This window comes from Microvirga aerophila (genome assembly GCF_003332305.1).
GTDB classification, from domain to species: Bacteria; Pseudomonadota; Alphaproteobacteria; order Rhizobiales; family Beijerinckiaceae; genus Microvirga; species Microvirga aerophila.
The window spans coordinates 104,015-123,432 of sequence record NZ_QOIO01000007.1 but is presented as its reverse complement, the minus strand read 5'-3'; the positions used below and the strand labels follow the sequence as shown (position 1 = coordinate 123,432).

Genomic DNA, 19,418 nt, shown 5'->3' with positions numbered 1-19,418 from the left:
CGCCGATTGAGCGCATGCTTCGAGCAGCCGTTCGGTCCTATTCCGCCGGCACTGCTAAGAGGCCGTCGATGAAGCCCTCCAATTCGACCTGCCGTTCCCGGCGCAGGCGCTCGGCTGCCAGAATCGCCTTCAGGTCGCCATAGGTGCGGTCGAGGTCGTCGTTGATGAGAACGTAGTCGTAGGCCTGCCACTGGGCGATCTCGTCCCGCGCGTTGCGCAGGCGGCGGGCGATGACCTCGGGCGTATCCTCGGCCCGTCGCTCCAGCCTTGCCTTCAGCTCTGCCATGGAGGGCGGGAGGATGAACACGCTCACCACATCGGAGCGCATCTTCTCGACGATTTGCTTTGTGCCCTGCCAGTCGATGTCGAACATCATGTCTTCGCCCCGGGCGAGGGCCTGTTCGACGGGCTTGCGCGGGGTGCCGTAGTAGTTTCCGTGCACCTGCGCCCATTCGAGAAGATCGCCACGGTCCCGCATTTCCTCAAAATCGGGCACGCTCTCCATGAAATTGTAGTGGACGCCGTTGATCTCGGACGGACGTTTGTGACGGGTCGTGACCGAGATCGACAGGCGGATCCCCCGGTCCTCGCGGACGAGGTTGCGCGTCAGGGTGGATTTGCCCGCCCCCGACGGAGACGACAGGATCAGCAAGAGCCCACGCCGCTTCAATTCCACTGCACTCAACTCCATCACTCCACATTCTGAACCTGTTCGCGGAACTGTTCGATCACGGCTTTCAGGTCAAGCCCGATCCGCGACAGGGATACGTCATTGGCCTTGGCGCACAGGGTGTTGGCCTCGCGCCCGAGCTCCTGAGACAGGAAATCGAGCCGCCTCCCGACAGCGCCGCCATCCTGGAGCATCGTCCGGGCCGCCTCCACATGGGCGCGCAGCCGGTCGAGTTCTTCGCGGATGTCGGCGCGGGCGGCGATCAGAACTGCCTCCTGGTGCAGGCGCGCAGGATCAAGCGCATTCTTCCCTTCCAGCAGTTCGTCGATCTGAGCCTCCAGCCGGGCCCGGATGGCGTCGGGCTTGCGGGCCGGCGCGGCATCCGCTTCGTCCACGAGGTGAGCGATGGAATCGAGGTGCTGGAGAAGCACGGCCGCCAATGCCTTCCCCTCGGCCCGCCGTGCAGCCTTGAGATCATCGATCAAGGGGCGGATTCCGGCCTTGAGCGCCTCCACGAGAGCCTGGTCCTGCGCGGGATCGACGGCATCGTCATCGAGTTCCACCACGCCGCGGACGGTCAGGAGTCCATCAAGGGAAGCGGGCTGCACATTGGCCGGCAGGGTCAGGCTGCCGACGGCCTCGATGAGTGAGTGCAGAACCTCCTGGTTGACGCGCAGCTTCGGGGCAGACGAGGCTTTGGCGAGCGTGAGGTTGAGTTGCCCCTGCCCTCGGGTGAAAGCCTTGAGGATCTGGCTGCGTGCCTCCTCGCCGACGGAATCGAGGCCGGACGGTGTGCGTACGCGGACCTCGAGGCCCCGTCCGTTCACGGTCTTGATCTCCCAGGCCCATTGATAGGGACCCGTAACGCCGGCTTCGCGGGCGAAGCCGGTCATGCTCGCAATAGCCATGCGCTTGAACCTCGGCACTGAAAAGTTGGCGCGACCATACTGGCCGCCCGCCTCAGCCACAAGCAGCGATGGTTGCTGGAGGATCGTGCGAAAGCGGACCCAGTGTTGCGGGTACAACGATGCGCTGGTTCCGATCGAAAGCTTGGAGTGGGCCCAAAATGAGCCCCGTACGCTCGTCCGATGCTCTACGGCTCACGCAAGACAGGAACGTTCTTGGGAGTGCTCAGGTCGAACGTCTTGTTCTTGAGAGGATCCTTGTCGGTCCCCTCGCTGGCGTCGAAGCCACGGGCGCGCCCCTGTCGCGGGCCTCCGCGCACCACCTCGGTGGAACCACGCAGGTCTGGCGCAAGGCCGCCCGACGTGCCGGGCGGAACAGAACCTTCGCTGTCGGGTTCGACCCGATCCACCGCGTCCGGCGCTTCGGTCGTGGCTCGGGTCTTCTCGACCTGCCGCCAGCGCGCCACGTTGCGCTGATGCTGTTCGTAGGTCTCGGCGAAAGCGTGGCCGCCTGATCCATCGGCCACGAAATAGAGGTCCTTCGTCCGCGACGGATTCGCGACCGCCTCGAGAGCCGCGCGGCCGGGATTGGCGATGGGACCCGGAGGCAGTCCTTCGATCACGTAGGTGTTGTAGGGCGTGGCGGTTTCGATCTCGCTGCGCATGATTCCGCGGCCGAGGGTGCCCTTGCCGCCGACGAGGCCGTACACGATCGTAGGATCGGACTGGAGCTTCATGCGCTTCATGAGGCGGTTGATGAAGACGCCTGCGACCCGGGTGCGCTCGTCGGCACGACCGGTCTCCTTCTCGACCACGGAGGCCAAAATCACCAATTCCTGGGCGGTTTTCACCGGCAGTTCGGGGGACCGGCGCTGCCAAATCTGGGCAAGGGCCTGGCGCTGCGCCGCCTGCATGTTGTTGACGATCTGCTGGCGCGTGGTGCCACGCTCGAACTTGTAGGTGTCGGGAAGAAGCGTGCCCTCCCGCGGGGTTTCGGCAATCTCGCCGGTCAGGATCTCGTTCTCGTAGAGCCGAGAGACGATCTGCTCGCTCGTCAGACCCTCCGGCACTGTCACGGAGTGCAGAATCGCCTTGCCCTGCACCAGGGTGTCGATGGCCTCGTCGATGCTCGTGCCGGCCTTGAAGAGGAACTCGCCGGCCTTGAGTTGTCCGCGCTGACGATTGATCAGGGAGTACATCTCGAACAGCAGGGGCTGTTCGATCACTCCTTCGCGCTTGAGGATGCCGGCGATCTCGCCCGTGCCGGTATTCTTCGGGATCAGAACGACCTTGTCGTTCTGGAGCGGACCCTTGGAAGTCACCTCGCTGTTCAGCATGCCGAAGCCGAAAATGGCCGCAATGGCAAAAGCGATGAAGAGCGTCAAGAGGCCGCTGAGGATCGACAGCATGCCGCCACGCCGGCGGCGAATTCGCGGCGGCGGTGGCGGAGCCGCCATGGGCTTGATTGCCTCGCTTGGGGACTTCGGAGAAAGACGCGGCTGCTGCTCGTCCTGCTGAGCTTCAACCGACGACATGAGAGTATGTTTTTTTCTGCCGAACATCACGCTGCTTTTCTGGTGTCGATCGGCAGTTATGCCGTCCGTTCGACACCCTAATCGGGATTATGGCGAAAAGCCGTAACGCGTAACCGCAGGATCAGGATACCCGCCGGAAGATTAAAGAAGCATTGGTGCCGCCGAACCCGAAGGAGTTCGACAGGGCCACGTTGACCTCTTTGCGCTTCGGGGTGTGCGGCACGAGGTCGATTGCGGTTTCAACGGACGGATTGTCGAGGTTGAGCGTTGGCGGCACGATGCCGTCGCGCATGGCCAGGATCGAGAAGATCGCCTCGACGGAGCCGGCTGCTCCAAGCAAATGGCCGATGGCCGACTTGGTCGACGACATGGCGAGCTTGCCGGCCGCATTGCCGACGACTCGCTCCACGGCCTTCAGCTCAAGCTCGTCTCCGAGCGGCGTGGAGGTGCCGTGGGCGTTGATGTAGTCGATCTCGGAGGGCGAGATTCCCGCCCGCTTGACGGCGGCGGACATGCAGCGATAGGCCCCGTCCCCGTCCTCGGACGGCGAGGTGATGTGGTAGGCGTCGCCCGACAGGCCGTAGCCGATGACCTCGGCATAGATCTTGGCCCCGCGCGCCTTGGCGTGCTCGTATTCTTCCAGCACCACGATGCCCGCGCCTTCGCCCATAACGAAGCCGTCACGGTCCTTGTCGTAGGGGCGCGACGCCCGGGTCGGATCGTCGTTGAAATTGGTCGAGAGAGCGCGGCAGGCCGCGAAACCGGCGATCGACAGGCGGTTGATGGGGGATTCCGTGCCGCCGGCTACCATCACGTCCGCATCGCCGAGCGCGATGAGGCGGGCCGCGTCGCCGATGGCGTGCGAGCCGGTGGAGCAGGCTGTCACGACCGCGTTGTTCGGGCCCTTGAGGCCATGCTCGATGGACACGTAACCGCCCGCGAGATTGATGAGGCGACCGGGAATGAAGAAGGGCGAGACCCGGCGCGGGCCGCGCTCGATCAGGGTTTGGGACGCTTCATAGATGCCGCCGATGCCGCCGATGCCGGAGCCGATCAGCACGCCGGAAGCGCATTGGTCCTCGTAGGTGGTGGGCTTCCAGCCGGCATCGTCGAGGGCCTGCGTGGCGGCCGCCATCGCATAGACGATGAAGGGATCGACCTTGCGCTGCTCCTTGGGCTCCATCCACTGGTCAGCATTGAAGGTGCCGTCGGAACCATCGCCGAGGGGGATCTGGCAGGCGATCCGGCAGGCCAGATCGTCGATTTGGAAACCGCTGATCTTGTTGGCGCCGCTTTGGCTATCCAGAATTCGAGACCAAGTCTTTTCGACCCCGCAACCGAGCGGGGTGACCATGCCAAGACCCGTGACCACAACACGCCGCATGATGTTTCCTGCCATTGAATAGAAATCGGGCGTCGGATGGTTCACCCGACGCCCTTTGGCGCTTAGGCCGCGTTCTTCTCGAGGAACTTGATCGCGTCGCCGACCGTCACGATGGTCTCAGCCGCGTCGTCCGGGATCTCGACGTTGAACTCTTCTTCGAACGCCATAACGAGCTCGACGGTGTCGAGGCTGTCTGCGCCCAGGTCGTCGATGAAGTTGGCATTGTCGGTGACCTTGTCGGCTTCAACGCCCAGGTGCTCGACAACGATCTTCTTCACGCGATCAGCGACGTCACTCATCGTTCTTTCCTCAGTGGCTGCCGCCTCAGGATTGGGCGGGTCAAGAAATCAAAATTGGATCAGCTGTCCGGCTGACAACGCTGGAGCGGCTGGCTTGCGCCGTGCAAAGCCGCATTTTTGAGCGCTGGTCAACCCCTCCGACCAAATCGAGCACATGCTTAACACAAGCTTATCGGCTCTGGCGAGGGGTCCGCCGGGTTCTGCAGACAAATTCCGAAAGGGCTCTCAAACCCTTTTAGAACATGGCCATTCCGCCATTCACGTGCAGGGTGTGACCCGTCACGTAGCCGGCTTCGGTGGACGCGAGATAAACCACCGCCGAGGCGATTTCCCCGCCCTGGCCGAGGCGGCCCATGGGGATCGTGCCCAGGATTCCCTCGCGCTGTTTCTCGTTCAGCACATCGGTCATGGGCGACTCGATGAAGCCCGGCGCCACGCAGTTCACCGTGATGCTGCGGCTCGCCACCTCGGCCGCCAGCGCCTTCGTCATGCCGATGAGGCCGGCCTTGGACGCGGCATAGTTCCCCTGCCCCGGATTGCCGGTGGAGCCCACCACGGACCCGATATTGATGATCCGGCCGTAGCGCCGGCGCATCATGTTCTTCACGGCCGCGCGGGAGAGCCGGAACGAGGCGGTGAGGTTCACGGCGATGACCGTGTCCCACTCCTCGTCCTTCATGCGCATGAAGAGGTTGTCCTTGGTCACGCCGGCGTTGTTGACCAGGATGTCGAGGCCGTCCATGGCCTTTTCGGCTGCTGGCACAAGGGCTTCGACGGAATCCTTATCGGACAGGTTCGCCTCGACCACGTGGACCCGGTCGCCCAGGGAGGCGGCCAGTTCGTCCAGGGCACTGCGCCGGGTGCCCGACAGGGCGACGGTCGCACCCTGGGCGTGCAGCGCCCGGGCGATGGAGCCGCCGATGCCGCCGGTGGCGCCGGTGACGAGGGCCTTACGGCCGGAAAGACCGAACATTTGAGGCTCCTTACCCTTGCAGGGAGGCTTTGAAGGCGGTCACGTCGTCCGGCGACCCGATGGCGACGGCGGATGCTCCCGCGGCTATGCGTTTCACGAGGCCGGTCAGGACCTTGCCGGGCCCAACCTCATAGAAGGCCTCAACTCCCTGGGACGCCATGTAGGCCACGCTTTCGCGCCAGCGGACGGTGCCGGTGACCTGCCGGACCAGGGCGCTGCGGATCGCATCCGGATCGGTGATGGGAGCCGCCTCCACGTTCGCCACGACCGGGACGACCGGTGCATTGACCGTCACCCTCGCCAGCGCGTCACGCATGGCGTCGGCGGCGGGTTGCATGAGGGCGCAATGGAAGGGGGCGGATACGGCCAGCATCACGGCGCGCTTGGCGCCCTTCTCCTGGGCGATCGCAACAGCCCGCTCGACCGCCGACTTGTGGCCGGACACGACCACCTGCGCGCCGCCGTTGTCGTTGGCCGCATCGCAGACCTCTCCTTGAGCTGCCGCGTGGGCAACCTCCAGGGCTGCATCAAACTCGAGCCCCAACAGGGCCGCCATCGCGCCCTGCCCCACCGGCACCGCGTTCTGCATGGCGTTGCCGCGGATGCGCAGCAGGCGGGCCGTGTCTCCGATCGAGAGGCTGCCCGCGGCCGCCAAAGCCGAATACTCGCCCAAGGAATGCCCGGCCAGGAAGTCCGCATGCCGCTTGAGGTCGAGGCCGGCCTCTGCCTCCAGGACCCGGATCGCGGCCAAGCTGACGGCCATGAGGGCCGGCTGGGTGTTAGCCGTCAGGGTAAGGTCCTCCGCGGGCCCCTCCCACATGATGCTCGAGAGCTTCTGCGACAGGGCGTCATCCACCTCGTCGAACACGGCCTTGGCCTGAGGAAAGGATTCGGCCAGGGCCTTGCCCATCCCGACCGACTGGCTTCCCTGTCCGGGGAAAATGAATGCGCGCTTCATGTCAAAGTGCCGTTCTGTTGAAATTTGGGCGGGACTCGCATCGTCAAACGTCCAAGTCAAGCGCAACGGCCCGACTCTGACCCAGCCTATCCCCTTGTTTTCTCGCGCTAACCCGTGTATCCAGCCGGTCTTCCGATATTTTCGAACTCAAGAAGGAGCCTCTTCATGGCTCGTGTGACCGTCGAAGACTGCATCGACAAGGTCGACAACCGGTTTGAGCTCGTGCTGCTCGCCAGCCACCGGGCGCGCCTGATCTCCTCAGGTTCGCCGCTCACCATCGACCGCGACCGCGACAAGAACCCCGTGGTGGCTCTCCGCGAGATTGCGGACGAAACCATTGCTCCCGACGACCTGAAGGAGCAGCTCATCCACTCGATGCAAAAGTACGTCGAGGTGGACGAGCCGGAGGCCGAAACCGTTCCGCTGCTCGGCAACACCGCCGCGGCCGCTACGGCCAGCAAGGACAACGACACGGACGTCCAGTTCGACCGCATGAGCGAGGAAGACCTGCTCCGCGGACTGGAAGGCCTCGTGCCCCCGAGCAGCAGCGCGGACGAGGACGACCGCGAATAAGCCGCACGACAAAATATTTTGGACGAAAGCCCGGCTTTAAGCCGGGCTTTTTCGTTATAGGACCATGGAGACGGCCAATGAGGCAAAGGGAAGCCTTGCGGTTCACCTTTGTTCCACAATATCTTTTTAACTTCAGCCGCCTAAAGCCGGTGGCAAAGGAGATGGCCGCCGAATGATGCGCCAGTATGAACTTGTCGAGCGGGTCAAGCGCTATAACCCCTCGGCTGACGAGGCGCTTCTCAACCGCGCTTACGTGTATGCCATGATGGCCCATGGCAACCAGAAGCGTGCTTCCGGCGACTTGTTCTTCGGCCATCCCTTGGAAGTGGCGGCGATCCTGACAGAGCTCAAGCTCGACGAGGCCACCATCGCGGCCGCCGTCCTCCACGACACCGTGGAGGACACCGAGGCGACGCTGGAAGAAATCAACAAGACCTTCGGACCGCAGATCGGCGCTCTGGTGGACGGCCTCACCAAGATCAAGCGTCTCGACCTCGTGTCGAAGCGGGCCGCCCAGGGCGAGAACTTCCGCAAGCTCCTGCTCGCCATCGCGGACGACGTGCGGGTCCTGCTGGTGAAGCTCGCCGACCGCCTGCACAACATGCGCACGCTCCAGTTCATGCCGCCGGAGAAGCGCAAGCGCATCGCCGAGGAAACCCTCGACATCTATGCGCCGCTTGCCGGCCGCATGGGCATTCAGGAAATGCGCGAGGAACTGGAAGACCTGTCCTTTCAGAACCTCGACCCTGAAGCCTATGAGGCGATCACCCGGCACCTGCGGGAAGTCACCGCCAAGGCCGAGAAACTGGTCGAGGAGATCGAGCGGGATCTGACCGCCAAGCTGCAAGCCCAGGGCATCGTCGCCGAGGTGAGCGGCCGCCAGAAGCGGCCCTATTCGGTTTGGCGCAAGATGGAGCGCAAGTCCGTCTCGTTCGAGCAGCTTTCCGATATTTTCGGCTTCCGGATCATCGTCGGCACCACCGACCAATGCTACCGAGCCTTAGGGATCGTCCACACCACCTGGCCGATGGTCCCCGGGCGCTACAAGGACTATATCTCGACGCCGAAGCAGAACGATTACCGCTCCATCCACACCACGGTGATCGGGCCCGGACGCCAGCGCGTCGAACTCCAGATTCGCACCGACGAGATGGATCAGGTCGCCGAACACGGCATCGCGGCCCATGCCCTCTACAAGGAAGGCGTCAACGACAATTCCCGTCTGGCCAATGAGAGCCGGGCCTATCAATGGCTGCGCCGAACGATCGACCTCCTGGCCGAAGGCGACAATCCGGAGGAGTTTCTCGAGCACACGAAGCTCGAACTCTTCCACGACCAGGTTTTCTGCTTCACGCCCAAGGGCCGCCTCATCGCCCTGCCCCGGGGCGCGACACCCATCGACTTCGCCTATGCGGTTCACACGGATGTCGGCAACACGGCGGTGGGCTGCAAGATCAACGGCCGCGTCGCCCCCCTGCTGACGGAGCTGCAGAACGGCGACGAGGTGGAGATCGTCCGCGCCGACGGGCAGACGCCTCCGGCCGCTTGGGAATCCCTCGTGGTCACTGGCAAGGCGCGCGCCTCCATCCGCCGGGCGACCCGGACAGCTGTGCGGCGTCAATATACCGGCCTCGGCCGCCAGATCCTGGAACGGGCCTTCGAGCGTGCCGGCCGCCCCTTCGCCGACGACAAGCTCAAAGGGGCCCTGCCCCGTCTGGCGCGGGCCTCCCTGGAGGACGTGCTGGCCGCCGTAGGCCGGGGCGAAATGTTCTCGGGCGACGTGGTGCGGGCCGTCTATCCCGACTATAAGGGCGGCGACGGCATGGTCCGGTCGGACAAGCCCAACGGCGGCGGCAAGGACGGCTCGGGAGACGGCGCGTCGAGCGGCATTCCCATTCGCGGCCTCAATGCCGACATGCCGATCCGCTTTGCGCCCGAAGGGGGAGCCGTGCCGGGCGACCGAATCGTCGGCATCCTGACGCCGGGCGAAGGCGTGACCATCTACCCCATCCAGTCCGCGTCCCTGGCGGCGTTCGACAACGAACCGGACCGCTGGATCGACGTGCGCTGGGACTTCGAATCCGGCCCCCAGCGCTTTCCGGCGCGGATCAAGCTCCAATCCATCAACGAGCCGGGCTCTCTAGCGCAGATCGCCCAGGTCATCGCCGACCACGACGGCAACATCGACAACGTGAACATGCGACGGCGGACGCAGGACTTCACCGACGTCACCATCGACCTGACCGTGTGGGACCTGAAGCATCTCAATGCGATCATCGCGGAGCTGCGCGCAAAACGCGTGGTGAGCCGCGTGGACCGGGTCACAGGGTAAGCCGCCGTGCCCCGGAGGCCCCGCATCGCCGTCATCATGGACGAGAACACCAGCGTGGACGGCACCCGCTATGACATGACCAAGGGGTATTTCATCGCCGTCCAACGGGCCGGCGGCCTGCCCTTCGGAATTCCCTATTTCGGCGACATGATCGACCCGGTCATCGAGGAGTTCGACGGGTTCCTGAGCGTTGGCGGCCGCTTTGCCTTTCCGGATGCCTGGTATCAGGATGGAGAAGCCTCCCGTTCCCCGTTTTCGGAGCGCCTTGAAATCGAGCAGGCGCTCATGCAGGGCTTTCTCGACAGGAACAAGCCGGTGCTCGGCATCTGCAACGGAATGCAGATCCTGGCCGCTCTCACTGGATGCCGCCTGTCGCCCGATGTCCGGTCGCTCGGCCCCGACATTCTCGATCATGACAGGCGCGGAGCCCTGCATCCGGTCTCCATCCAGCCGGGCACGATTTTGTCGCGCATCCTCGACCGGCCTGAGATTGCCGTGAATACGTTCCATCGGGAAGCAGTGGTGAGCCTGCCCCCCTCGGTCGTCGCCAGCGCTCATGCCGAGGACGGCGTCATCGAGGCCATCGAGGTGCCAGGCAAGCGCTTCGCGATCGGCGTTCAGTGGCACCAGGAGGCCTTCGCGGCCCAAGAGCATCCGGGAAACCGCCTCTTCGGCGCCTTCGTCGAAGCAGCCGGCGAACCAATCTAAGCCGGTTTCGGCGAACTGCTGAATATAGAACGATATTTCAGAACCAAGGATCTTTACTTCATCGCCCGCCGAGCATGGTGCATCGCTGCATGAAACCGCAAAGCTAAGGCTAAGGCCTTGCGGGTGCATGATTTTTACTGAACGCGCACAAGCAATACTTGGCTATCCAATAGAATATATTCAATTCAAGTTTAAACCCGGCGAACTCTAGTTCGTCCAAAGGTGTTATGCTATCAGCCTTTGCTAACGCTTAGCCGTGCTTTGAAACAACCTGCTGGAAGCTAAATCCAGAGGAACCTCGCTGAAGAAGAAATGAAACGAATCCGTATTATTCTGGGAGCGATACTGCTCCTCGGAGGGCTCTATATCGTCGTCGGCGAGCACCTCTCTGGAACAAGCGCCGACGCCACGATCAATGCCGGGACCACGGTCCTGCGGGCCCCCGTCGAAGGCCAGATCGAGTTCACGATCCGCAATATTGGGGCACGGGTATCCGACGATGAGACCGTCGCGCGCATTACCGACGAGCGCTTCGATACGGCCCGGCTGATCGATCTCGAGCGAGCCCGGTCTTCCCTCGAGGCGGATCTTGGGCGCATCAAGGCTCAGGTGGCAGCCGTGGGTGAAGCCAGGAAGGTGCTTCAGGCGCAGGCGAAGGACTACCAGGAGGGACGGATCAGGCAGATCCAGGCCCGCATCGCCGAAGCTCAGGCCACCCAGGGTTCGGCGGCGGCCCGTTTGCGTGAGGCCGAAAGTGCTTTGAAGCGCACCACCGAGCTCAGCGACCGCGGCGTCCAGACGGCCATCACTCTCGATCGGGCCAAGGCGGAATTCGATGTCGCGAAGCAGGAAATCGAGAGCTCGCGCGCGCGCGCCAATTACCTGACGACGGAGCTGTCCTCGGCCCAGAACGGCGTCTTCATCGGCGATTCCTACAACGACGCTCCATTTTCGACGCAGCGGATCCGGGAGTTCGATCTGCGCCTGGCCGAGCTTGCGGCCGAGACCGGCCAGATCAACCTGCGCCTCAAGCAGAGCGCGGAGCAGATTTCCGCCGAACGCCTCAGGGTGAACCGGCTGACCTCGGCTGACCTCAATGTCCAGCAGCCCGGGATTGTCTGGAACTTCCTCGCCAGCAACGGCGAGCACGTCAACCGCGGTCAGGATCTCGTGAAGTTCGTCGATTGCTCGAGCGTCATGGTGACGGCAAGCGTGAGCGAGTCGCTCTATGCGAGGCTGAAGATCGCCATGCCGGCCCAGTTCCGGCTCAACGGCGACAGCCGCGTGTTCAACGCCACGATCACCCGCTTGGGCGGATCGGGCGCATCGAGCCTTTACAGCAATCTCGCCATTGGCCCGAGCCCCGAGCACCTTACCCGGTTCGACGTGACGCTGACCGTACCCGAGTTGGCAAACAACCCGGAGCTCGCCTGCTCGGTCGGACGCACGGGTCGCGTCATCTTCTCCGGAGGGCCCCTCGCCAGCATGCGGCAGGCCCTGGGGCGCTTCGGCTTCTAGATGCTCGCGCTGGACACATACCTCTCGAGCTATGCCGGGGCGGCCATCGTGGTGGGGCTTGCGCTCATGCTTCTGTCCACCGGCAGCAAGCCCAGCGGGGGACTGCGCGTCTTTCTTCTGGCGATGACCGCGTTCCTCGGCTGGCGCTACATCTACTGGCGCATCACCGAAACAGTGCCATCCAACGGATCCCTGGTGGACGCTGTCTTCGGATGGATTTTCGTGACCATCGAGGCGCTGACGCTGGCCTCTTCGACGCTTGCCTATCTGATCCTCACCCGCAGGCGCGAACGGCACGAGGAAGTGGACCAGAACCTGAAATGGTGGGGCGACAAGCCCCCGCCGAGGATCGACATTTACATTGCCACCTATAACGAGGAGCTTGAGGTTCTCGAGCGCACCCTCGCCGGCGCCAAGGCCATCGACTACCCATCGTTCCGAATCTTCGTGTTGGACGACGGACGCCGCCCCTGGCTGGAAGCAGCCTGCCAGCGTCTGGAGGTCGGCTATCGGACGAGGCCGGACAACAACCACGCCAAGGCCGGCAACATCAACTACACCCTGTCTCAACGGTTGAAGGACGAGGATGCGCCGGACTTCGCGGCCGTGCTGGACGCCGACTTCGTTCCTCACCGCAACTTCCTCAGCCGGGTGCTGGCCCTCTTTCATGATCCGAAGGTTGGGCTCGTCCAGACCCCCCAGCACTTTTTCAATCCCGATCCCATTCAGCATAACCTTGGCATCGCTGCTGCGTATCCGGACGAGCAGCGCTTCTTCTTCGACCATCTCGAACCTGCCCGCGACGCATGGGGCATCGCAGTCTGCTGCGGAACCTCGTCCATGGTGCGGATCGCCGCCGTGCAGGCCATCGGTGGGCTTCCGACCGAGAGCGTTACTGAGGACTTCCTGCTGACCCTCCGCTTGGGAGAAAACGGCTGGCGCACAGTCTATCTCAACGAGCCGCTGACGGAAGGCCTCGCGCCGGAGGGCCTTCAGGAATACATCGTGCAGCGCGGGCGCTGGTGCCTCGGCATGATGGAGATCGTGCGCAACGTCTACGCCCCGTGGGGCTCGCACGGCCTGAACTTCATGGAGCGCTTGAGCCTTCTGGACTCGCTGCTTTTCTGGACCACGACGTTTACGTTCCGCATCATTAGTCTGATTTGCCCGCTTCTGTACTGGTACTTCGGCGTGATCGTGGTCGAGGCGACGCTGCCCGATATCGTTTCGTACTACGTCCCCTATTACGTGGCGGTTCTCATCAGCCTGAACTGGATATCGGGCGGCCTGATCTGGCCGGTCCTCAACGACGTCTCGCAGCTCCTGGCGGCGTGGCCGATCACCCGCGCGGTCTGGATGGGTCTTTTCACAAAGGGGCCGCACAAGTTCAAGGTGACGGCCAAGGGCGGCGACCGCACCAAGACTGTCGTCCAGTGGCCGATCCTCAAGCCCTTCGCGATCCTGTTCGGGTTGACGATTCTCGGGCTCCTCCTCCCCCTCCTGTTCGACTTCGGCTTCAATCACGTCGGCAAGGCCGGCGAAGGCATCCGGGTCGTCCTATTCTGGACGCTCTACAACCTGCTGGTACTTGGCGTCACCATGTTGGCCTGCATCGAGCGGCCGCGCGCGAACCGGCCGCAGCGGATGGGTTCGGAGATTGCCGCGCTCTTCATGGATGGCCGGCGCTTCCGGTCTTGGGTACTCGACCTTGGCGCCGATCAGGCCCGGGTGCGGGGTCCGTCCGGGCTCACAGTGGGCGAGCAGGGCGTCATCGCCTTCGATGATGTGGGCGATGTGCCGGCGCGTATTTCCGGCGAGCTGATCGATGGGTACCGGCTCGATCTCCAGCCGACGCCCGAGCAGCGGCTCGGCCTGCTTCGCAAGCTCCACACGGTTGATGCTGCGCCAGGCGCGCAGCGAGGCGATCTGGTCCTGATGATGAAGGGCTGGATGCGGTCTCTGTCGTCACGCTGATTGAACGAAAGGCATTTCTCGATGGCCCTGAAATTAAAGAACGTTGTGTTTCTCGGCGGCGCCCTGTTCATGATCGCCCCGGCCCTGATCGCAGGCTCGATCTTCACGGATGCGTTTCAGCGACGGGCCGAGACGGCGAATGCGAATCGTCTTCAGGTTATTGGCGAACTTGCCGCGGAACAGCTCGGACGGCGCATGCATCAGCTCTGGCGGGACGTGGAGGGAATGGCCCGCCTCGCGGACATGGAGAAGCCCGAGGACCTGCGCCGGCAGTTCTCCTTCCTGGGCAGCATGGACCCCCGCTATTCCTGGGTTGGCGCCGCGAACGTGGAGGGCACGGTCGTCGCCGCCTCCCAGGGCATGCTCGAAGGGCAGAGCGTCGCTCAGCGCCCATGGTTCCGCCGTGGCCTCGAGGGCCCGGCCGCAACCGACGTGCATGACGCGGTTCTTCTGGCGAAACTCATGGCCCCGTCAAAGGAGCCGCGCCGCTTCGTCGATTTCTCGACACCCATTCGCAGCGCAGAAGGCCAGGTCACGGGCGCGCTGGGCGCGCATTTCGACTGGAAATGGGTTCAGGAGAACGTTGGAAGCCAGAAGGTGCCGGGAGTGGACTTCCTGCTCGTGTCACGAAATCGGGTTGTCCTGTCCGGACCCGCAGATCTCCAGGACAAGACCCTCTCGGTCGGTTCCGCGATTGCGGCCGGGCAAACGGCCGCCGTCTCCCTCGACGAGCTCTGGCCGGACGGAAAGCGCTATATCACGGCCGTGGTCCCTGCCGTTCAGCACCAGGACATGCCGAGCTTCGGCTGGAGCATCATCGTCCGGGCAGACGCGGACGCCGTTCTCGCGCCGACGCGGTCGATCATCCGTTCGTTCTGGGTATTGCTCGGAGCCGGAGCGCTCGCTGCGCTGGCGCTGTTCTATGTCTTCGCCACATGGCTCGCCACCCCCTTGAACCGTCTCGCAGGCTTTGCCGAGAAACTCGTGAGCGGCGACAACCGCCAGCCGCCTTACGAGGAAACCCGCTATCAGGAGGCGTCCCGCCTGAGCGCCGCGCTCACAAACCTTCAGACCCGGGAAATGAGGCCGTACCAGCCGGTAAAGACATCCGACAAAGTTACCGAGCTGCGGCGCCAGAAAGGCAACTAGGAGCTTTTCCTGCGCATTAGCAAAGCTACCCCTTGCGGAACCAACGAACTTGCGGTGCGATGTTCCGCAAGGGAAGCCCAGCGCGGCGGCCTCCCGCTTTATCCGAGAAGGTTACCCGGCGCTCCTGTCGACAGATGTCGAGTTGCGGCTTCTGTCGTGTGAGACTTGCTGGCATCCCTTGAACCCGCCGGACAGTCGTTTCCCGCGCTGGTCGGTCGCCGCGACGCAGGAGTGAAATGATGAGTCGCCTGTTCGAGCCGTTGAGCATTGGCAATCTTCGGCTGCAAAACCGGATCGCTATCGCGCCCATGTGCCAGTACTCGGCCGAGGACGGCCAGGCGACCGATTGGCATATGATCCATCTCGGCCATCTGGCCCTGTCGGGCGCAGGCCTCATGATCCTCGAAGCCACGGCAGTGTCGCCACAGGGGCGCATCACCCCCTGGGATCTTGGCCTCTACTCCGACGAGACCGAAGCGGCCCTCGCCCGCGCGCTCAAGGCGGTCAGGACTTACTCGCCGATCCCGGTCGCCGTGCAACTCGCCCATGCGGGACGCAAGGGGTCGAGCCGCACTCCATGGGACGGCGGCGCGCAGATCCGCCCTGACGAACCCCTGGGCTGGCTGACCGAGGCCCCCTCTGCCGTTCCGCACGCCGAGCACGAGGCGTCGCCGATGGGACTTGATCGGGATGGACTGAACCGCGTTCGAAACGACTTCGCCCGGGCGGCCCAGCGGGCGGCGCGGCTCAGCCTCGACGGCATTGAGCTTCATGGCGCTCATGGCTACTTGCTTCATCAATTCCTGTCGCCGATCGCCAACAAGCGCGAGGACGAATACGGCGGCAGCCTCGAAAACCGCATGCGCTTTCCGATCGAGGTCTTCGAGGCGGTGCGGGATGTGTTTCCGGCCGAGAAACCCGTTTGGATGCGAATCTCCGCGACGGACTGGGTCCCAAACGGCTGGGATATCGAGGGCACGATTGCACTTTCGAAAGCACTGAGGAGCCGAGGCTGCGCGGCAGTTCACGTGACGACCGGCGGCGTCTCTCCGGCACAGGCGATCAAGCTTGGACCCGGATATCAGGTGCCCTACGCGCAGCGGGTCAAGGCGGAGGTGGGCTTGCCGACAATGGCCGTCGGCCTCATCACTGAACCGGAGCAGGCGGAGGCCATCATTGCCAACGGCGAGGCCGACATGGTCTCACTCGCGCGGGCGATGCTGTACGACCCGCGTTGGCCATGGCATGCCGCCGCCAAACTTGGCGCCCAGGTCCGCGCACCCAAACAATACTGGCGCTCGCAACCGCGCGAGTTCAAGGATCTGTTCCAGAACGCGAAGCACGGGCAGCGTTAGGGGGGCAAAAACGGCATCGCCAAGCTTTGACCTTGCGTCCCGTCAAGGCGCCTGCCAAAGAGCGCTCATGCAGGAGATACAGGCCATGACCCAAGACGACATCCTCGATGAATTCCGCTCCGCCGGCGCGTTGCTGGAGGGCCACTTCATCCTCTCGTCGGGGCTGCACAGCTCGGTCTTCCTGCAGAAGATGTTCGTGTTCCAGGACCCGGCCCGCACGGAGCGGGTGTGCCGGGCGCTCGCCGACAAGATCAAGGAAACATACGGGCCCATCGATTATGTGGTGTCGCCCGCGGTCGGCGGCATCGTGCCCGGCTACGAAACCGCCCGGCATCTCGGATGCAAGGCGATCTTCGTGGAGCGTGAGAACGGTGTCTTCGTCCTACGGCGCGGCTTCACGATTCCGGAAGGGGCCCGGGTCGTCATGGTGGAAGACATCGTCACCACAGGCCTTTCCTCCCGCGAATGTCTGGCGGCCCTGCGCGAGCATCCCGGTACCCTCGTAGGCGCCGCCTGCCTGATCAACCGCTCGGGCGGCAAGGCGGATCTCGGCGCACCCCTGGTTTCCCTTGTGCAACTCGACATCCCGGCATACGCGCCCGACCAGCTCCCGCCGGAATTAGCCAAGATTCCCGCCGTAAAGCCGGGCAGTCGTAATCTTAGAACATAGAATAGCTGTTTACTGTTTCACAAAACACTTGACCTGTGACCTGCCATAAACTTGACACATTAACGTAGCGCCGTTTTACTATTGGCGTTGCAGTTTTTTACTCATCTGATGGGTTTCAAGCCGCCTGTTTTTGGAAACGCCGTAAAACGATCACGCAAAATATTTCATTTGCGAAGAATTTTGATGCCGCTCTGCTAAACAGGCTTCTTGCGAAGCCCAGCCGGATCCACTCAGAGAATAGTTATGTCAGGCCAACAACGGATCGCGCTCTTCATCGATGGAGCCAACCTTTACGCTACGACGAAAACACTTGGCTTTGATATCGACTATAAGCGTTTGCTTAAGGAATTTCAGAGCCGCGGCACCCTGGTGCGAGCTTTCTACTATACGGCTCTGGTCGAAGACCAAGAATACTCATCCATCCGCCCGCTGATCGATTGGCTCGACTACAATGGCTACCGGGTCGTGACGAAGCCCACCAAGGAGTTCGTCGACTCGACCGGCCGCCGCAAGGTGAAGGGCAACATGGACATCGAGCTCGCCATCGATGCGCTCGAACTTGCCCCTTACATCGACCACATGGTCCTGTTCTCGGGCGACGGCGATTTCCGGTCCCTGGTGGAGGCCATGCAGCGCCGTGGCGTCCGCGTCTCGGTCGCCTCGACGGTGACCACCCAGCCGCCGATGGTGGCGGACGAGCTGCGCCGTCAGGCCGACGAGTTCCTGGATCTATCGCAGCTGGCCTCCCGGATCGGGCGCGACCCTTCCGACCGCCCTCAGCGGAATCCCGGCGACAACCATGAGCGCCCGGAGCGCTCCCGTCCCCAGCCGCCGCAGAGCGGCGGTTTGGAGCGCCGTTATGGCATCCGTCAGCCGCAGGACGACGATTTCGAGGTCTAAAGACCACGAGGAACTTGCCCGCTTCATGCCCGGCCACGTGCCGGGCATTCGCGTTTCTTACCCAAGCACTGGCCTTTTAAGCAACGATGGCCGGGGTTGCCCCGGCCATGACGGTCTATGCATCGAGCTGCGTTGGGCTCTCAGCCCTTGTCCCGCATGAGGCGGGCCTTTTCCCGGTTCCAGCTCCGCTCCTTCTCGGCCTCACGCTTGTCGTGGAGCTTCTTGCCGCGCCCGAGGCCGAGTTCGACCTTCGCCCTGCCGCGATCGTTGAAGTAGATCTTGAGCGGGATCACCGTGAACCCCTCCCGTTGGGTCGCGCCGATCAGCTTGTTGATCTGGCGCTTGTGGAGGAGCAGTCTCCGAGGCCGCCGCGTCTCGTGATTGAAACGGTTGGCCTGCAGGTATTCGGGGATATAGGCGTTGAAGAGAAAGATCTCGTCCCCCGACGGGCCCGCATAGGCCTCACCGATGGTTGCCTTCCCCTCGCGCAGGGATTTGACTTCGGTTCCGGTCAGCGAGATGCCGGCCTCGTAGGTGTCCATGATCTCGTAGTTGAACCTCGCCTTCCTGTTGTCGGCGACGACGCGGTTCGTGTTCTTCGGATCGTTCTTCATCACATTCAAGCGTTGATCAGGCCCGCGTGCACCATGGCCGAACGGACGGCCTGCTTGGTGCCCTCCGAGACCGGGATCATGGGCAGGCGCACCGTGTCTTCCATGAGGCCGAGCACGGAGGCGGCATACTTCACGGGGGACGGATTGGTCTCGATGAAAAGAGATTCATGCAGGGGCATGAGGCGATCCTGCACCTTGAGGGCCGATGCGAAATCGCCTTCGAGGCAGGCCTTCTGCATCTCGGCGCAAAGGGCGGGCGCCACGTTCGACGTGACCGAGATGCAGCCATGGCCGCCATGGGCCATGAAGCCAAGCGCCGTCGCATCCTCGCCCGAGAGCAGGATGAAGTCCGGCCCCATGGCCTTTCGCTGCTGGCTGACGCGGGCCATGTTGGCCGTCGCATCCTTTACGCCGGCGATGTTCTTGAGCTCGTAGAGCCGCGCCATGGTGTCGACCGACATGTCGATGACGGACCGGCCCGGAATGTTGTAGATGATGATCGGAATGCCGATGGCGTCGTTGATGGCCTTGTAGTGCTGATAAAGGCCTTCCTGCGTGGGCTTGTTGTAGTAGGGCGTCACGACCAGAACGGCGTCCGCCCCAACCTTCTCCGCATGCCGGGCGAAGGCCACCGCCTCGGAGGTGCTGTTGGAGCCGGCGCCGGCGATGACCGGCACCCTTCCCTTCGCCTCGTCAACGCAGATCTCGACGACCCGCTCATGCTCCTTGTGGCTCAACGTGGGGCTCTCGCCCGTCGTGCCCACGGGTACGAGGCCGTTGGTGCCGTTCTCGATCTGCCAGTTGATGAAGGCCCGGAACGCTTTCTCGTCCACGGCTCCATCCTTGAAGGGGGTCACGAGAGCCGTGATGGAGCCTTTGAACTGGGTCATGAAAAATCCTC

General features: G+C 63.4%; 18 protein-coding genes. 9 read left to right on the top strand and 9 right to left on the bottom strand.

What is annotated here, in order from left to right; all coding sequences use genetic code 11:
• Positions 1-37 precede the first annotated feature (37 nt).
• From gmk to fabD, 7 genes are all read right to left on the bottom strand, one after another.
• Positions 38-691, bottom strand: a complete 654-nt coding sequence (gmk, locus tag DRB19_RS05620) for a guanylate kinase (protein ID WP_114185052.1) — start codon at positions 689-691, stop codon at positions 38-40.
• Positions 691-1,578 (bottom strand): YicC/YloC family endoribonuclease, encoded by an 888-nt coding sequence (locus tag DRB19_RS05615; protein ID WP_114185083.1) that lies wholly within the window; start codon positions 1,576-1,578, stop codon positions 691-693. The genes gmk and DRB19_RS05615 overlap by 1 nt, the downstream gene beginning before the upstream one ends.
• Positions 1,579-1,763: 185 nt before the next feature.
• A complete protein-coding gene (mltG, locus tag DRB19_RS05610) occupies positions 1,764-3,137 on the bottom strand; it encodes an endolytic transglycosylase MltG (RefSeq protein WP_114185051.1) in 1,374 nt (457 codons plus the stop codon).
• 94 nt (positions 3,138-3,231) lie between these two features.
• Positions 3,232-4,494 (bottom strand): beta-ketoacyl-ACP synthase II, encoded by a 1,263-nt coding sequence (gene fabF / locus DRB19_RS05605; protein ID WP_114185082.1) that lies wholly within the window; start codon positions 4,492-4,494, stop codon positions 3,232-3,234.
• 62 nt (positions 4,495-4,556) lie between these two features.
• The gene (locus DRB19_RS05600; RefSeq protein WP_114185050.1) at positions 4,557-4,793 is read right to left on the bottom strand and encodes an acyl carrier protein; all 237 of its coding nucleotides are present in this window, start codon (positions 4,791-4,793) and stop codon (positions 4,557-4,559) included.
• 235 nt (positions 4,794-5,028) lie between these two features.
• On the bottom strand, positions 5,029-5,766 hold the full coding sequence (gene fabG, locus DRB19_RS05595; protein ID WP_114185049.1) for a 3-oxoacyl-[acyl-carrier-protein] reductase: 738 nt from the start codon (positions 5,764-5,766) through the stop codon (positions 5,029-5,031).
• Between the two features lie 10 nt (positions 5,767-5,776).
• Positions 5,777-6,724, bottom strand: coding sequence for an ACP S-malonyltransferase (fabD, locus tag DRB19_RS05590; protein WP_114185048.1), 948 nt, complete (start codon positions 6,722-6,724; stop codon positions 5,777-5,779).
• Between the two features lie 165 nt (positions 6,725-6,889).
• On the opposite strand from fabD, the gene rpoZ reads away from it, so the two are divergent.
• The 9 genes from rpoZ to DRB19_RS05545 all read left to right on the top strand — a co-directional run bounded on the left by rpoZ (position 6,890) and on the right by DRB19_RS05545 (position 17,903).
• Positions 6,890-7,297 (top strand): DNA-directed RNA polymerase subunit omega, encoded by a 408-nt coding sequence (rpoZ, locus tag DRB19_RS05585; protein ID WP_114185047.1) that lies wholly within the window; start codon positions 6,890-6,892, stop codon positions 7,295-7,297.
• A 172-nt stretch (positions 7,298-7,469) separates the two neighbouring features.
• Positions 7,470-9,629: a RelA/SpoT family protein gene (locus DRB19_RS05580; protein ID WP_114185046.1), complete on the top strand. Its 2,160-nt coding sequence runs from the start codon at positions 7,470-7,472 to the stop codon at positions 9,627-9,629.
• Between the two features lie 6 nt (positions 9,630-9,635).
• Positions 9,636-10,337, top strand: coding sequence for a gamma-glutamyl-gamma-aminobutyrate hydrolase family protein (locus DRB19_RS05575; RefSeq protein WP_114185045.1), 702 nt, complete (start codon positions 9,636-9,638; stop codon positions 10,335-10,337).
• 312 nt (positions 10,338-10,649) lie between these two features.
• The gene (locus DRB19_RS05570) at positions 10,650-11,855 is read left to right on the top strand and encodes an HlyD family secretion protein (protein WP_114185044.1); all 1,206 of its coding nucleotides are present in this window, start codon (positions 10,650-10,652) and stop codon (positions 11,853-11,855) included.
• The gene (locus tag DRB19_RS05565) at positions 11,856-13,829 is read left to right on the top strand and encodes a glycosyltransferase family 2 protein (RefSeq protein WP_114185043.1); all 1,974 of its coding nucleotides are present in this window, start codon (positions 11,856-11,858) and stop codon (positions 13,827-13,829) included.
• A gap of 21 nt (positions 13,830-13,850) precedes the next feature.
• Positions 13,851-14,978, top strand: a complete 1,128-nt coding sequence (locus DRB19_RS05560) for a cache domain-containing protein (protein ID WP_147021865.1) — start codon at positions 13,851-13,853, stop codon at positions 14,976-14,978.
• 236 nt (positions 14,979-15,214) lie between these two features.
• Positions 15,215-16,333, top strand: a complete 1,119-nt coding sequence (locus tag DRB19_RS05555; protein WP_210207440.1) for an NADH:flavin oxidoreductase/NADH oxidase — start codon at positions 15,215-15,217, stop codon at positions 16,331-16,333.
• Positions 16,334-16,418: 85 nt separating this feature from the next.
• Positions 16,419-17,003, top strand: a complete 585-nt coding sequence (pyrE, locus tag DRB19_RS05550) for an orotate phosphoribosyltransferase (RefSeq protein ID WP_114185041.1) — start codon at positions 16,419-16,421, stop codon at positions 17,001-17,003.
• Positions 17,004-17,246: 243 nt separating this feature from the next.
• Positions 17,247-17,903, top strand: coding sequence for a LabA-like NYN domain-containing protein (locus tag DRB19_RS05545; RefSeq protein ID WP_114185040.1), 657 nt, complete (start codon positions 17,247-17,249; stop codon positions 17,901-17,903).
• A 140-nt stretch (positions 17,904-18,043) separates the two neighbouring features.
• Here the strand turns inward: DRB19_RS05545 and smpB are convergent, their stop codons facing one another.
• Positions 18,044-18,517: an SsrA-binding protein SmpB gene (gene smpB / locus DRB19_RS05540; RefSeq protein WP_114185039.1), complete on the bottom strand. Its 474-nt coding sequence runs from the start codon at positions 18,515-18,517 to the stop codon at positions 18,044-18,046.
• A 5-nt stretch (positions 18,518-18,522) separates the two neighbouring features.
• Entirely contained in the window at positions 18,523-19,407 is an 885-nt protein-coding gene (gene dapA, locus DRB19_RS05535; protein WP_114185038.1) for a 4-hydroxy-tetrahydrodipicolinate synthase, read from the bottom strand.
• Positions 19,408-19,418 lie beyond the last annotated feature (11 nt).